We start from the raw sequence: 15529 nt of genomic DNA on the forward strand, positions 1-15529 counted from the left end.
TGAACAGGCAGCCAGATGGCTGCCTATGGAACGGAGCGGGATGGACGACGAGGTGTTCCGGGCGCTGGCCGACCCCAGCCGGCGGCAGCTGCTGGATGCGCTCAACACGCAGAACGGGCAGACGCTGCGCGAGCTGTGCGCGGGGCTGTCGATGGCGCGGCAGTCGGTCAGCAAACACCTCGCGGTGCTGGAGGCCGCGAACCTCGTCAGCACGGTTCGGCGCGGGCGGGAGAAACACCACTACCTGAACGCCGAGCCGATCAACGCCATCGCCGACCGCTGGATCAATCGGTACGACCGTCGGCGGGTGCAACTGTTCGCCGACCTCAAGACGGCTCTGGAGGCCGAAACCATGAACTTCGTGTACACGACCTACATCAAGACCACGCCGGAGCGGCTATGGCGCGCACTCACCGAGCCCGAGTTCACCACGCAGTACTGGGGGCTGCATTTCGAGACGGACTGGAAGCCGGGTTCGGAGATGGTGTGGCAGATGGGCAAGGCGACGATGGCTGGACCGGGGCAGGTCGTGCTGGAGCACAAGCCGTACACGCGGCTCGCCTACGCGTGGCATCACATGACGCCCGACTTCCAGGCCGAGGCGGGTATCAAGGACGACCTCTTCCAGCGGATCAGCAGCGAACCGCTGTCGAAGGTCGCGTTCGACCTCGAGCCGGTCGACGGTCAGGTCAAGCTGACCGTCACCCACACCGGCTTCGAGCCCGGCAGCGCCATCCGCGAGATGATCACCGAAGGCTGGCCCGCAGTCCTCGCCGACCTCAAGTCCTTCGTCGAAACCAGCCCGGCCCTCGTCAGCTGATCACGGGCGTTTGTGGAGGAGCAGCGGCAGTACGGCGCCTGCGCCGGCTTCGCGTAGTTTGGCGGTGGCGACGGTGACTGGCCATTGGGATGAGCTGGCGTCGACCAGGAGCAGGACGGTGCGACCGGCGACGGTTTGCGCGGTGGTGGCGTCGACCTGGAGTCCGTCGCGCCAGACTCGGGCTTCGTCGGCTGAGGAGAGGTCGTCGGTGTAGCCGGAGCGATCGACGGTCAGGTCTGCTCGGTCGAGGCGGCCGACCGCTGCGATCCGGTCAGCGACTGCGGCTGTGACTGCGGTGTGCCCGGCGGCGGCGAGTGGTACGACGACCTCCGGGCGGCTGGACCACGTGCTGCGCCAGCGGGACAGGGCTGCGACGGCGCCTGCCTGCAGGGCTTCGATGGCGTCGGCGGGTGGCTCACCGCCTGCGAACGCCGCGGCGAGGACCTCGCGCCACTCCGGCGCATCGGCGTAGATGAGCGAACGGCCAGGGTCGGCCATCAGGTTCGCGGGGATCTTGCCGCGCGGGCCGAACGAACCACCCGGCCACATCTTGCGCGGTTCGAGGACGTGCACCTCGCCGCGGAGCAGACCGGTGACAGTCGCGACCGTGTCGGCGTCGGGCGCAGCGGACAGCGGGGCAGGCAGAGCACCCAGGCAGACCGAACAACGACCGCACGGCTCGGCGGACGCATCGTCCAGCGACTCCTGCAGTAGTTGCATCAGGCAACGTTGGCCGCGAGTGTAGGCCCGCATGATATCGGCCTCGCGACGCCGTACCGCAACAATGCCGTCGTAGTGCGCCGCGTCGAACGTCCAGTCCTTGCCGGTCCGGATCCAGCCGTGTTCGAGCCGCTCGGTGACACCGTCGACCGCGAGCTGCTTGAGCATCAGCTCGACCCGCGTACGGCGCAGGCCGGTCTCGGCCTCCAGCGCCGGGACGCTCGCCGGCTGATCCGGGCCGTAGGCCTGCATGGCGTGCAGCAACCGGTTGACGTTCTCCGGGACGGGGATGGTTGCGGTCGCGAAGTAGTCCCAGATACCGGAGTCAGCATCGGAAGGCAGCAGGGCGACGATCGCGTGGTCGATGCCACGGCCGGCGCGACCGACCTGCTGGTAGTACGACACCGGCGACGGCGGCGAGCCGACATGCACGACGAACCCGAGGTCAGGTTTGTCATATCCCATTCCGAGCGCGGAAGTCGCGATCAGTGCCTTCAGCCGGTTCTCGCGGAGTGCATCCTCGAGGCTCTCCCGCTCCCCCGCCTCCAAACCACCCGTGTACGCCGCCACTGGTACGTCGCGACCGTGGATCTCCTGGATCGTCGCGGCCAGCCGCTGCGCATCAGCGACCGTCAACGCGTACACGATGCCCGAGCCCGGAAGCTTCGGCAGATGATCGACCACCCACGCGAACCGCTGCAACGGCGACAACCGGTCAACCACAGCAAGCTGCAGACTCGACCGAGCCAGCGGCCCCCGCAGTACAAGCGTTGACTCACCCAACTGGTGGGCGACGTCGTCGGTGACCCGCTCATTCGCCGTGGCTGTGGTGGCGAGGACCGGCGTCTTCGGATTCAGGTGCTGCAGCACGTCGGACACCCGGCGGTAGTCCGGCCGGAAGTCGTGCCCCCAGTCGGAGACGGCGTGCGCCTCATCGATCACCAGCAGACCGACCTCACCCGCCAGACTGTCCAGCACGCGCCGCCCGAAGCCCGGGTTGGCCAACCGCTCAGGCGAAACCAGCAGTACGTCGATCGCTCCGGAGCGCAGGTCCTGCTCGATGCCCGACCATTCGTCCACGTTGTTCGAGTTCAGCGTTGCCGCCCGCAACCCCGCCCGGCCGGCCGCACCCACCTGATCCCGCATCAACGACAACAACGGCGACACCACCAACGTCGGCCCCGCACCTTCAGCCCGGCGAATCGCCGTGGCCGCCCAGTACACCGCCGACTTCCCCCACCCCGTCGCCTGCACCACCAGGACCCGGGCCGCCGGCTCGCACAACGCCGCAACCGCAGTCTCCTGGTCGCCCCGCAACCGCGCGCTCTCCCCCGCGATCGCCTGGATCACCCCACCGGCAATCCCCGCCCGAGCCTCGGTCAGAGTCAATCCCGCACCACCATCAACCATGCCAAGACCCTAGACGCCCCCACCCCCATTCCCCATTCCACCAACCCCCACCTGTGGATAACTCCCCCACGGCTCCATCGACCGGCCGCCCCCGGCACGAGCCGGAACCCTTCGCCAACACCCAGGACAACAAGAACGGATATCCGCCCGTGTTGCCCCTCCTCAGGTCGTAGACGGCGTGAGAAGGGGCAACACCAACTGATATCCGTTCATATGCGCGGGAGATCGGCGGGTGTGGAGGGGCGGTTGGGGTCCCCGGGTGGGTGTGGGCTCGGCCGGGGGGGCGGGGCTGCAGGTCAGGCGCAGTGGCCGGGGTGGCAGGGCTCGCCTGATGGGGTGACCAGGCGTTGCGGGCCGGGGCCTTTGGTGGCGAGGGTGTCGTAGGGGTTGGCGAGGGCGCAGCGGTCGAGGGAGAGGCAGCCGCAGCCTACGCAGTCCTTGAAGTCGTCGCGGAGTTGTTCGAGGTGCAGGATGCGGCGGTCGAGTTCGGCTTGCCAGCATTCGGAGATGCGTTCCCAGTCCTTGCGGGTGGGGGTGCGGTTCTCGGGGAGGAGGGCGAGGATCGCGGCGACCTCGGACAGTGGGATGCCGACGCGCTGGGCGATCCGGATCAGGGCGACGCGGCGGAGGGTGTCGCGTTTGTAGCGGCGTTGGTTGCCGGCTGTGCGGCGGCTGATGATGAGGTTCTGGCGTTCGTAGAAGTGCAGCGCGGAGATCGCGACTCCACTGCGTTGTGCCAACTGCCCGACCGTCAGCTCACCTGGCTCGACGTCCACGACTCCACCCATAGCTCCGCCCTCCGACCTCAACCTATGTCGAGGCTAGCTGACGAAGGCGCGCGCGATCGGCCAGGCTCCCGGTGATGTGTTGGACAGCACGGTCCAGGTGGTGCCGGTGTGCGGGTCGTGGGTGGACTTGAACGATTCGCCGGCGTCGTACCCGACCAGCGTCACGTCGTCGGTCGTCGCATCCAGCCAGAAGCCGAGACCGTACCGCCGGGATTCCTCGGGTACGTCGCAGCGCGGCCGCACCACCTCTTCGACGGAATCCACGATGTCGCCGGCGAACAGTGCCCGCCAGAACGTCGAGATGTCGGCGGCCGTGGTGTGGATGCCGCCATCGCCGGTCGACAGCACCGGTAGGTGGAACACGTTCGTGCGATCCACCCCGTCCAGTGGCAGGTAGCCCACGGCCGCATCGGCGGGCAGCTCATCAGAGCGCAGGAAGTCCGTCCGGGTCATGCCGGCCGGACGCAGCACCCGTTCGCGGACCAGGTCGTGGTACCCGACCCCGCTGGCCCGCTCGGCCAGCAGCGCGAGGACCACGAAGCCACCGTTGCAGTAGCTGAACCGCTCACCGGCCCGGAACTTGGTCGGATGCCCGTCCAGCAGGGGCAGGAACGCCTCGGTGGTCGCCAGCTCGTGCGCCGCGCCGATGAAGTAGTCGGTGATCTCGGAGTCGACCTCTTCGTCCAGGTAGTCACCGATGCCGGACGTGTGCGTGAGCAGGTGCTCGATCGTCACGTCGTCCGCGATCAGCGGCAGGTCCTTGCCGAGCAGCGACCGGGCCGTGGTGCTCAACTCCAGCGCACCCTCACGCACCAGCGAGATCACCGCCAGAGCCGTGAACCCCTTGCTACCACTGGCGATCCCGAACCTGGTGTCCAGCGTGTTCGGCACCAGATAGGCCCGGTTCGCCAGTCCATACGCCTGAGCGAACTCGACCTGCCCGCCCCGATCGATCTGGACGACACCGGAGAATCCAGTCTCCTGAGCAATCTTGTCAATCTCCCCCGGCGTCATGTCCGCAGGTTAACCCCGGCCGCAGCCAGGCAACGACCGATTAAGGGAGGGCTGCGTCCGAGGCCACGATTCGCCGCCCGATACTCGCGGACATCAGGGCAGCCGCCGCACAGAGACCGCCCGCGATGTACCAGGCGAGGTTGTAGCTGCCCTGCAGATCCCGGATCGCACCGGCGCCGGTCGCCGCCAGCGCCGCACCGATCTGGTGCGAGGCGAACACCCACCCGAACACGATCGGCCCGTCCACACCGAACCACTCCCGGCACAGCGCGACGGTCGGCGGCACGGTCGCGACCCAGTCCAGGCCGTAGAAGATGATGAAGACCCAGACGCTCGGTTGTGCGGTCGGTCCGAGCAGGGACGGCAGTACCAGCAGGGACAGGCCGCGCAGCGAGTAGTACGCGATCAGCAGGTACCGCGGATCCCAGCGATCGGTGAGCCAGCCGGACAGGATCGTGCCGGCGACATCGAAGATGCCGACCAGAGCGAGCAGCGAGGCCGCCGTGGTGATCGGCATCCCGTGGTCGTGCGCTGCGGTGACGAAGTGCGTACCGATCAGGCCGTTCGTCGAGGCTCCACAGATCGCGAACCCACCGGCCAGCATCCAGAACGCCGGCCGCCGCGCCGCCGTACGGAGTGCACTCAGCGCGCGCAGCGCACTGCTGCCGGTCGCTTCCACACGCTGCCCGGCAAGACTGCCCTCGGGGGCACCGTACGCGCGCAGACCGACATCGCTCGGGTAGTCACGCAGGAAGATCAGCACCAGCGGTACGACGGCCAGCGCCGTACCGGCCGCGACCAGAGCGGGGGTCCGCCAGCCGTAGTTCGTTGCGAGGTTCGCGATCAGCGGCAGGAAGACCAGCTGACCGGTCGCGCCGGCCGCGGTCAGCAGGCCGGTGACCAGGCCGCGGCGCTCGACGAACCAGCGCCCGGTGATGGTCGCCACGAAGGTCATCGACATCGAGCCGGTTCCGACACCGACAAGTAGTCCCCAGCAGAGCAGAAGCTGCCAGGACGAGTCCATGAAGATCGTCAGGCCGCTGCCCAGCGCGATCAGCACCAGCGCTCCGCTGACGACCTTGCGCAGACCGAGGCGGTCCATCAGCGCGGCCGCGAACGGCGAGATCAGGCCGTACAGCAGCAGGTTGATCGAGACCGCCGACGAGATCGTCGCGTGCGACCAGCCGAACTCCTCGTGCAGCGGATCGAGCAGCACGCTGGGCACGGACCGGAACCCGGCCGCACCGATCAGTGTCACGAACCCCACCGCAGCGACTGCCCAGGCCAGGTGCACCCGGGCAGGCTTCTTCGTCTCCACAGTCTGCGTCACCCAACTACCTTGCCGCCCCGGCGCCCGCCGTACTAGTGGCCTGAATGCCATCATGTGTCAAGATGTGGCCATGACGCATATCGTCGCCGTCCTGGCGCTGGAACCGGTGGTCGGGTTCGACATGACCATCCCGTCCACGGTCCTCGGTGCGGCGACCCGCGCCGACGGCACTGAGCTGTACGACGTCCGCGTCTGCGGGATCGATCGCGAGCCGGTCCGGGTGAGCGCCGGATTCAGCATGATCCCGGACCACGGTCCCGAGGCGCTGGCCGCGGCGGACACGGTCATCATTCCGGGCACGTACATTCCGCAGCCCCGCAACGAGGGCACGCTGCCGGATGCACTCGCGGCGGCGCTCGCGACCATCCGGCCGGGCACGCGGATCGCGTCGATCTGTACCGGCGCCTTCGTGCTGGGCGCGGCCGGCTATCTGGACGGCCGGCCCGCGACCACGCACTGGAAGCGGGCCGAGATGTTCCGCGAGCGCTATCCCCAGGTGGAGCTGCGGGAGGAGCAACTGTTCGTCGACGACGGCGACATCCTCACCTCGGCCGGTCTCGCCGCCGGGGTCGATCTCTGCTTACATCTGATCCGCCGCGACTTCGGCAGCGATGTCGCGAACCGCGCGGCCCGCGCCTGCGTGGTCCCGCCGTGGCGTGACGGCGGGCAATCGCAGTTCATCGAACGCGCCGTACCGGATGAGGGCCATGACGGTACGTCGCCCACCCGCGCCTGGACGCTGCATCACCTCGACCGGGAGCTGAGCCTGCAGGCGATGGCCGCGCACGCCCGGATGAGCGTGCGGACCTTCAGCCGCCGGTTCAAGGCCGAGACCGGGCAGTCGCCGGGCACGTGGCTGATGCAGCAGCGCATCCGGCACGCCTGCCACCTGCTGGAGACCACCGACCTGCCCGTCGACCGGATCGCGACCGCAGCCGGTCTCGGTACGGCGGCCTCCCTGCGGCACCACCTGCGCTCCGAGCTCGGTGTCTCCCCTCTCGCCTACCGCAAGACCTTCCGCGCGAGCTGAATCCCTAGAGCACGATCAGCTCGTGCGGCTGCCGGTTCATCGGCTCGACACCGTCCGCGGTGACCACGACGATGTCCTCGATCCGCGCACCCCAACGGCCTGGTTGGTAGATCCCAGGCTCGATGCTGAACGCCATCCCCGGCTCGAGGAGCAGGTCGTTGCCCGCGACGATGTACGGCTCCTCGTGCACGTCGAGCCCGATCCCGTGCCCGGTCCGATGGATGAAGTACTCACCGAACCCGGCTGCCGCGATCACCTCCCGCGCGGCTGCATCGATCGACTCGGCCGTCACGCCCGGCCGCACCGCATCCACCGCGGCCTGCTGCGCCTCTTGCAGTACGGCGTACGTCGCGGCAACGTCCGCGTCGCGTGGAGTCCCGACGGCATAGGTCCGGGTCGAGTCCGAGAAGTACCCCTCCGGAATCGGCCCACCGATATCCACCACCACGACGTCACCGGACTCGATCACCCGATCCGACACCGAATGATGCGGGCTGGCGCCGTTCGGACCGCTGCCGACGATGACGAAGTCGGCCATCATGTGTCCTTCCTCGACGATCGCGGCCGCGATGTCCGCACCGACCTCGGCCTCGGTCCGCCCCGGCCGCAACCACTCACCGACGCGCGCGTGTACCCGGTCGATCGCTGCCCCAGCTGTCCGCAGCGCGTCGATCTCGGCCGCGTCCTTGCGCATCCGCAGCTCCCGCACGATCGGCCCGGCCAGCACCTGCTCGGCCTTCGGCAATGCCGACCGCAACGCAAGCACGTGCAGCGCCGGGGTGAAGTCGCTGACCGCAACCCGATCCACGCCACTCAACCGCTCGGCTGCCAAGGCATACGCATCATCACCGTCCACCCAGGTGACGACCTCGATCCCCAGCTCTTCCAGCGGCACGCCGGCAAACCCGGGCACCTCCATCTTCGGCACCACCAACGCCGGTACGCCGTCGGCCGGGATCACGAGCGTGGTCAGCCGCTCGAACGATCCGCCGCCCTGACCTATCAGGTACCGCAGGTCGGAGCCTGGGGCAATCAACAGTCCGGTGCCGGCGGCCGCCGTACGGGCTCGCTCGACGCGGGAGCGCAGGACAGCGGCATCAGGGGCAAGGCCTAGCGGCGCACGACTCGACATGAGCCGACTATAGGCATGACCCTCCGACAGAATGCGAGCCCAATTACCAGGACCCACCGCCTCCACCACCGCCACCGCCGCCTGACGAACCACCGCTGAACCCGGACGAGCTACCGCCACCGCCGCCGCTGCTGGACGGGGTGGGCGGCGGCATGAACGTCTGCGCGACGGTCGAGCTCACGTTGCCCGCGGTCCAGCCGGACGTGTAGTACGACGGGCCGACGTACCAGTAGGGATCTGGGGTCAGCCGGCCGGCGTCGACGAGCTGGCGGCAGACCTTCTGCCAGCGGTCGGCCAGGTCGAACGCGATCGCCCACGGGAGGTACTTGCTGAAGATGTCCTCGCCCTCCTCGAAGCGCAACTGATCCGCCTCGGCGGTCGCCAGGTACTTCCGGAAGCCGATCACCTGGTCGCTGACTGCACGGCCGGCCGGAGTGCGCTGACCGCGGCGCCGGATCCGCACCCAGGTGGTTATCGCGATGATCACGGCCAGGACCGGTACGGCGATCGCCACCGCCCGGCCGAATCCACCAGTCGAGGCGCCGGTCGCCGTACCGGCGATTCCGGCGCCGAAGACCCAGAACGCGATCAGTGTGATGCAGCCGCAGCCCGTGCCGGACTTGAAGACCGAGCCGCCGCGGCTGCCGAGCTTGGAGGGCAGCCGGGTGTACCACTGCCGCTGCGCCACCTGGTCGCGTAGGGCGTCCAGCATCGCGAGGGCAGTCGCCGCCATCGAGGTGTCCCCGACCGGTCGCCGTTCCAGCGTGATCGAGGCACCTGGGACCAGTCCGGGGAACATGCCCTGCAGCAACGCCTGCTCGTGCGGCGCGGTAGCGACACGGCCGTCCAGCAGGACGGCGCGGCGCTCCTCACCGTCGTTCTCGATCCGGACGCCACCGCGGACCGCCATGTCGATCAGGGTCGCGGCGACCTCGGTGACGTTGGCCTTGGCGTCGATCAGCAGACCGGCCTCGGCGACCGGGATCCGTGGTGGCGCGAAGGCGACCGGGATCTGGTCGTCGTCGAGAGTGTTCTTCTCCGGTACGGCGGCGATCCCCTCCGGCGGGAACGTCCCCGGCGGCATCCCGGCGAACCGCTGGTCCTTGTTCCCGGTCGCCGCGTAGATCACGGCGACGATCAGCGCGAGCAGGCTGACGAGGCCGGAGCCGATCAGCGCCGGGATGTTCAGGCCGTTGCGCTGCAGCCAGTCCGGCGGGTCGACGACAATCGGGGTGTCGTTCTGGACCACGCCGGCCTTGATCCCGGCGACGATCGTCAACTGCGAGCCCTGCGGGAGGCCGGTCGCCCGGAAGACGCCCTTCCCGCCGACGACAGACTTCTGCGGGCATTTCGCGGTCGATCCAGCGCGGCCGGTGAAGCACTCCACCTGCTGCACGCCCTGCGGGACCGTCACGTTGACCGTGACCTGCTTGATCGGCGCTTCCCAGGCCGAACCGGTCGCATCCCAGTACAGCTCACTGTGGTCGTCGAAGTGCCGCAGCGCCCCGCGCACGTCGTACGTGATCACGTACGTCGCGTCCTGGCCGGAGATCGTCTTGTCCTCCTCGCCGATCTTGATCCGGAGGATCTGGTCGCGGTGACCGTTCTTCTTGGTCGTGTCGGTGCCGAACGCGTCCGGCGCCTTGGTCGGGCTGTCGACCTTGATGTTCGAGACCTCGTACTTCTGGTCCTTCGCCCGGTCGTCGAGCCACGGCTCCCGGATCACCAGGTCGCGGTAGATCCCGTGCCGCCCGTAGCTCCCGAAGTGGTAGTCGATCGTCTCCTTCACGTGCAGTACGCCGTCGCTCCCGACCGTGTAGTCGATCGTGAAGGCGCGTACCTCGTCCCCGGCTGCCGCCGAGGCGGGCAGCGCGAAGCCGGCCAGAGCCAGCGTGGTGACGAGCAGGCTGATGACGACCCCGAGTGCCCTACGCATGCCCGCGACACTATCGAGAGCCGGGGTCGGGCCGTGGGATGCCGCCCGATGGGCTTGTGCAAAGGGAGCGATAGGGGAATTCTGGATGGCCCAGGAGGAAACGTCATGGCAGATAAGACGCAGACCGCCCTTGGTGCTGGCGCCGCGCCCAGCGTGGACAGCCCGGCCGCCCTTCGTAACGTGGTGCTCGTCGGACCGTCCGGTTCCGGCAAGACCACGCTCGTCGAGGCCCTGCTGGTGGCCTCCGGCGTCCTGACCAGACCCGGCACCGTCCTGGACGGAACGACGGTCTGCGATTTCGACGACGCCGAGGCCCGGCAGCAGCGGTCGGTCGGGCTCGCCCTCGCCTCACTGCCGTACAACGGCATCAAGGTGAACCTGATCGACACCCCCGGGTACGCCGATTTCGTCGGCGAGCTGCGGGCCGGGCTGCGGGCGGCCGACTGCGCGCTGTTCGTGATCGCGGCCAACGAAGGGGTCGACGAGCCGACCAGAGCGGTCTGGCAGGAGTGCGACCAGGTCGGGATGCCACGGGCCGTCGTGATCACCAAACTCGACCACGCCCGGGCGAACTTCGCCAACGCGCTGGCCGCGGCCCAGGGCACCTTCGGCGACAAGGTGCTGCCGCTCTACCTGCCGACCGACGACGGTCTGGTCGGGCTGCTGTCGACCCCAGACCCGTCGTACGAGGATCTTCGCGGCACGCTGATCGAGGGGATCATCGAGGAGTCCGAGGACGAGTCGCTGATGGAGCGCTACCTCGGTGGCGAGGAGATCGACAAGAAGGTGCTGATCGAGGACCTCGAGCGCGCGGTCGCGCGTGGCACCTTCTTCCCGGTCATCCCGGTCTGCAGCGGCTCCGGGGCCGGCTTGCACGAGTTGCTCGAGGTCGCGACCAGCGGGTTCCCGTCGCCGCCCGAGCATCCGCTGCCCGAGGTGTTCAACCCGCACGGCGTCCCACGCAAGGGGCTGGTCTGCGATCCGAGCGGTCCGCTGCTCGCCGAGGTGGTGAAGACGACCTCGGACCCGTACGTCGGCAGGGTGAGCCTGGTGCGGGTGTTCTCCGGCACCATCAGGCCCGACACGACAGTTCACGTGTCGGGCCATTTCACGTCCTTCTTCGGTGACGGCAGTACGCATCAGGACCACGACGAGGACGAGCGGATCGGCACACTGTCGTTCCCGCAGGGCAAACAGCAGCGCCCAGCCGGCACGGTGATCGCGGGCGACCTGTGCGCGATCGGGCGGCTGACGCGGGCCGAGACCGGCGACACGTTGTCGGACAAGGCCGATCCGCTGCTGCTCAAGCCGTGGACGATGCCCGAGCCGCTGCTGCCGATCGCGATCCAGGCGCACGCGAAGACCGACGAGGACAAACTCGGTGCCGGTCTGCAGCGACTGGCTGCCGAGGATCCGACGCTGCGGATCGAGCAGAACCCCGAGACCCACCAGATCGTGCTGTGGTGCATGGGCGAGGCGCACGCAGACGTCGTACTGGATGCGCTGTCGAACCGGTACGGCGTGACTGTGGACACCGTGGAGTTGCGGGTGCCGCTGCGGGAGACGTTCGGGGGCAAGGCCAAGGGGCACGGGCGGCATGTGAAGCAGTCCGGTGGCCACGGTCAGTACGCCGTCTGCGATATCGAGGTGGAGCCGCTTCCCGGTGGTGCCGAGTTCGAGTTCGTCGACAAGGTGGTCGGTGGCGCCGTACCGCGGCAGTTCATCCCGAGCGTCGAAAAGGGCGTGCGGGCGCAGATGGAGAAGGGCTGCGCGGCCGGGTTCCCGATGGTCAATATCCGGGTCACGTTGCTCGACGGGAAGGCGCACAGCGTGGACTCGTCGGACATGGCGTTCCAGATGGCCGGTGGGCTCGCGTTGCGCGAAGCCGCGGCGGCCACCAAGGTGAGCTTGCTCGAACCGGTCGACCTGGTCTCGGTGCTGGTTCCGGACGAGCTGGTGGGTCCGGTGATGAGCGACCTGTCGGGGCGGCGTGGGCGGTTGCTGGGGACGGACAAGGTCGGTGACGACCGCACGCTGGTGAAGGCCGAGGTGCCGCAGGTCGAGATCGCCCGCTACACCATCGACCTGCGCTCGCTCTCCCACGGCGCGGCCACGTTCAGCCGCCAGTTCGCCCGGTACGAACCGATGCCGGACTCGGTTGCCGCCAAAGTAAAGAACTAACCCCAAGGCCCGCCGCCTTCAGGTGGGACGCGGACCTGCACGCCATCACAATTGCGCGTACCGGCCCGCCGCCACGCTCAGCAACCACCGCCCGGAAGGGAATTCGGAACGCCTGGGGCCGGGCTTGACTGGTTGGCCTTGGGGTTAGCTCTTGGTGTCGCGGTTGAGGCGGCGGCGGACGTCGCGGGACTTCAGGTACGACGCGACGTCGTCGTACCGTTCGCTCTGGTTCGCGAACTCGATGTAGGAGCGGACGCGGTGCAGCCAGTCCAGCGTGGACGGCTTCACCGTGTTGAGGACATCGGCGAGGTGGCGCATGGCCAGCGGTGGTTCGCCACCTCCGGCCAGCGCCTCGTCGATGACTCGGTCGACGCCGCGTTCGATCAGGGCGCGCAGGTCGGCGCCGCTGAACATCGGGGTCTGACCGGCGATCGTCTTCAGGTCGAGGCCGTCGGCCGGGACGTCCTTCACCAGCACGGACAGGATGTCGGCGCGGGCCGGCTCATCCGGCGGTGGCACGAAGATGACCCGGTCGAAGCGGCCGGGGCGCAGCATCGCCTCGTCCACATCCCACGGTGCGTTGGTTGCCGCGAGCACCAAAAGGCCGTCGTTCTCGGAGCCGATTGCGTCGAGTTCCTGGAGCAGTACGTCGACCAGCCGGCGAGCCTCGGAGCCACCGTGCTTGTGCCGCGCGAAGGCCAGTGCGTCGAGCTCGTCGAGGAAGAGCACGCACGGTGCGTTGGCGCGGGCGCGCTCGAAGGCGGCGTGCAGGTTGCGCTCGGAGACACCGAGGTAGGGGTCCATCACGTCTTCGATGCGGACGTTGATGAACGGCAGCCCGCACTCCCCCGCGGTCGCGCGCGCCAGCAGCGTCTTGCCGCAACCGGGCGGGCCGTAGAGCAGCACGCCACCGCCGGACTTGCGGCCGTACTTCTCGTACAGCTCGGGGCGGCTGAGCGGCAGGATGACCATGCGGTGAATGACCCGCTTGATCTCCTCCATCCCGCCGACCTGGTCGAAGGTGGTGGACTCCTTCAAGGTGTCGGCCGCGAACGGCGTCTCCTCTGTCTCCGGACCGACCTTGATCTTCACGCCGCTGCGCTCGGAGATCATCTCGTCGACGAGTTGCTGCAGCCAGCCGGTGCCCTCGACGACACCCTTCTGGCGGGCCGTCTCCAGCAGACTGCGCAGCAGTGCGAGCCGGCCGTTGGCCGCGGCCAGCTCCCCCACCGGCACGAGCTGGTCCTCAGGCAAACCGTCCTTGTCCAGCAGTACGACGTACTGGTCGAGTGCCTCTTCGGTGTGCTCGGCACCCGCCAGCGACTCGGCGAGAACAAGCCTCAGGAGTACGTCGTCCGGGTTCGCGTCGACGGCTTTGCGGAGGGCGTCTATGCGCTCGTTCATGAGCCCCATCCTCGGTTGAGCCAGCGGCGGAGCAGGGGTGGCGCGACCCAGGAGTAGATGCAGAAGGCCAGCCAGCCCATCGCGAGGACGAACGACAGTGGCCTGAGGCCGGCCAGGCGGAGGCCGTAGATGATCGCGACCGCGCCGATCCACACGACCAGCGGGTTGAAGCGCTGGAACGGGCGCAGCGGCGCCATCAGCGGGTGGTTCATCAGCTTGGCTTCGCGAGCGGCCTGGCTGAGGTCCCGGTCGCCCGGCTGGGAAGCGGCGGCCGAGGCGAGCGAGTTGTACCCCGAACGCGAGTCACCGGTCAGCATCGACGCCGTACCGTGCAGAGCACGCGCGTGCGGGTCCTCCGGATCGTGCGACAGTGCTTCGGTGCTGTGCTTGCGCATGGCACGGTCGTTGCCAAGCGCAAACGCAACCTCGGCCCGAGCGGCCGACACGACCGCGCTCTCGGGCGCATGCGACGCGGCCCGCTCGACCAGCGCGCTCGCCTTCTCGGCCTGACCGGCTGTCAGACAAACGCGGGCATAGCCGATCAGCAGATCCGGATCGTTCGGGTCCAGGCTCAGACCTTGCAGGTACGCCGCCTCGGCCTCCGGCAGCCGCCCCTCGGACCGCAACGCCGACCCGAGCACCTGCAGCAGCGGCAGGAACGGCCCGTGCAATGCCAGCCCGTCCTTCAGTACGTCGATCGCTTCCGCGTTCCGATCGAGCTGGTGCAGCGCGGCGCCACGGAACAGGTAGGCGCGGAAGTCCACCGCTGCGTCGCCCCACAGTCCCTGGAGCTCGTCCAGGGTCCGCTCGGGATGACCGATCTGCAGCCAATGACCAGCCATCTGCAGGCGGGCCTCGGTCGGCTCGTTCACAGCATCACCACCAGAGCAAGAAGGAGGGCCTCGACGATTGCACACACGACGACCAGGATCGGCCCCAGCACCCACATCGAGTGATAGTCGGTGCCGCGTAACTGGAACGCCCGATCCATCGGCCGCTGCCACCGCATCTGCACCAGGATGCACAGCACCGCGATCACCCGAACCACGATCCGCAGACTCTGCGTCCGCTCACCGTCGTCGTTCAGCAGGGCATAGAGAGCGATCACAGCCGCCAGCCCGACAACGCCGGCCGCGACGATCAGCCAGCGCTTACCGCGATCGAGCCCGAGCCGGCGCGCATTCAGTGAAGCGATGATCGTCGCAGCGATCACGCCACCGAAGAACGCCACATAAGCCTGCGAGTTCAGCCGCCACGGGCGCACGGTCGGATCCACCCGATCCGCGATCGTGGGCCGGAGCAGTTCATCGCTCATGAACTCGCCACCACCGCAATGCACAACTCTGTGAACACACCGATCGCCACCATCGCCAAGTTACCGCTCCCGAACCCCTCGCGGTACGAGCGACCGCTCAGCTGGAACACCCGATCGCTCTGCCGCTGGATCCGGAACTGCACCGCGTAGCAGAGCGCCGCAACGATCCGCATCGGCAGCAGCGCCTTCCACCAGTCCCCGCCGTACGGCATCAGCAGGCCCACTGCAAAGAACTCCACCACCACGCCGGCCAGCCCGACCACCACGATCAGCCCGCGCTTGGCGTCGGCGACCGCCAGCCGCCCGCTGTTCACGAACGCCAGCCAGGTGATCGGCAGCACGCCACCCAGCACGGCGATGTAGATCACCCGGGTCAGCGACCACGGTGCGACCGCTGCCCCCTCGCTCGGGCGCAGTACCTCGTCCGGCATGGGGCTCCTCGGGGTGAC

13 protein-coding genes are annotated in these 15529 nt (G+C 68.5%); 3 read left to right on the plus strand and 10 right to left on the minus strand.

The features are described from left to right. Nucleotides 1-40 precede the first annotated feature (40 nt). Complete coding sequence (locus ACFCV3_RS24050) at nucleotides 41-820, plus strand: ArsR/SmtB family transcription factor (RefSeq protein ID WP_376033277.1); 780 nt, start codon at nucleotides 41-43, stop codon at nucleotides 818-820. Here the strand turns inward: ACFCV3_RS24050 and ACFCV3_RS24055 are convergent, their stop codons facing one another. The 4 genes from ACFCV3_RS24055 to ACFCV3_RS24070 form a co-directional block, all read right to left on the minus strand. After that, nucleotides 821-2950, minus strand: coding sequence for a RecQ family ATP-dependent DNA helicase (locus tag ACFCV3_RS24055; RefSeq protein WP_376033278.1), 2130 nt, complete (start codon nucleotides 2948-2950; stop codon nucleotides 821-823). A 296-nt stretch (nucleotides 2951-3246) separates the two neighbouring features. Beyond that, nucleotides 3247-3738: a redox-sensitive transcriptional activator SoxR gene (soxR, locus tag ACFCV3_RS24060; protein WP_376033280.1), complete on the minus strand. Its 492-nt coding sequence runs from the start codon at nucleotides 3736-3738 to the stop codon at nucleotides 3247-3249. A 33-nt stretch (nucleotides 3739-3771) separates the two neighbouring features. Beyond that, nucleotides 3772-4752 (minus strand): serine hydrolase domain-containing protein, encoded by a 981-nt coding sequence (locus ACFCV3_RS24065; protein WP_376033282.1) that lies wholly within the window; start codon nucleotides 4750-4752, stop codon nucleotides 3772-3774. Between the two features lie 40 nt (nucleotides 4753-4792). Further along, nucleotides 4793-6082 carry an MFS transporter gene (locus ACFCV3_RS24070; RefSeq protein ID WP_376033284.1) on the minus strand — a complete coding sequence of 430 codons (1290 nt, stop codon included), beginning with the start codon at nucleotides 6080-6082 and terminating at the stop codon, nucleotides 4793-4795. Nucleotides 6083-6152: 70 nt separating this feature from the next. Between ACFCV3_RS24070 and ACFCV3_RS24075 the strand changes: the two genes are divergently transcribed. Continuing rightward, on the plus strand, nucleotides 6153-7112 hold the full coding sequence (locus tag ACFCV3_RS24075; protein WP_376033286.1) for a GlxA family transcriptional regulator: 960 nt from the start codon (nucleotides 6153-6155) through the stop codon (nucleotides 7110-7112). 4 nt (nucleotides 7113-7116) lie between these two features. Here the strand turns inward: ACFCV3_RS24075 and ACFCV3_RS24080 are convergent, their stop codons facing one another. Both ACFCV3_RS24080 and ACFCV3_RS24085 read right to left on the minus strand, forming a co-directional pair. After that, a complete protein-coding gene (locus ACFCV3_RS24080; protein ID WP_376033287.1) occupies nucleotides 7117-8244 on the minus strand; it encodes a M24 family metallopeptidase in 1128 nt (375 codons plus the stop codon). A gap of 43 nt (nucleotides 8245-8287) precedes the next feature. Beyond that, nucleotides 8288-10180: a DUF2207 domain-containing protein gene (locus ACFCV3_RS24085; protein WP_376033288.1), complete on the minus strand. Its 1893-nt coding sequence runs from the start codon at nucleotides 10178-10180 to the stop codon at nucleotides 8288-8290. Between the two features lie 105 nt (nucleotides 10181-10285). On the opposite strand from ACFCV3_RS24085, the gene ACFCV3_RS24090 reads away from it, so the two are divergent. Next, nucleotides 10286-12361 (plus strand): elongation factor G-like protein EF-G2, encoded by a 2076-nt coding sequence (locus ACFCV3_RS24090; RefSeq protein ID WP_376033289.1) that lies wholly within the window; start codon nucleotides 10286-10288, stop codon nucleotides 12359-12361. A 144-nt stretch (nucleotides 12362-12505) separates the two neighbouring features. Here the strand turns inward: ACFCV3_RS24090 and ACFCV3_RS24095 are convergent, their stop codons facing one another. The 4 genes from ACFCV3_RS24095 to ACFCV3_RS24110 are packed head-to-tail and all read right to left on the minus strand — an operon-like array spanning nucleotide 12506 to nucleotide 15511. Continuing rightward, the gene (locus ACFCV3_RS24095; protein ID WP_376033291.1) at nucleotides 12506-13765 is read right to left on the minus strand and encodes a tetratricopeptide repeat protein; all 1260 of its coding nucleotides are present in this window, start codon (nucleotides 13763-13765) and stop codon (nucleotides 12506-12508) included. Then, entirely contained in the window at nucleotides 13762-14637 is an 876-nt protein-coding gene (locus ACFCV3_RS24100; protein WP_376033292.1) for a tetratricopeptide repeat protein, read from the minus strand. Before ACFCV3_RS24100 ends, ACFCV3_RS24095 begins: the two co-directional genes overlap by 4 nt. Further along, entirely contained in the window at nucleotides 14634-15080 is a 447-nt protein-coding gene (locus ACFCV3_RS24105) for a hypothetical protein (protein ID WP_376033294.1), read from the minus strand. Before ACFCV3_RS24105 ends, ACFCV3_RS24100 begins: the two co-directional genes overlap by 4 nt. After that, nucleotides 15077-15511, minus strand: coding sequence for a hypothetical protein (locus ACFCV3_RS24110; protein WP_376033295.1), 435 nt, complete (start codon nucleotides 15509-15511; stop codon nucleotides 15077-15079). Before ACFCV3_RS24110 ends, ACFCV3_RS24105 begins: the two co-directional genes overlap by 4 nt. Nucleotides 15512-15529 lie beyond the last annotated feature (18 nt).

This window comes from Kribbella sp. NPDC056345 (genome assembly GCF_042262745.1).
GTDB lineage: Bacteria > Actinomycetota > Actinomycetes > Propionibacteriales > Kribbellaceae > Kribbella.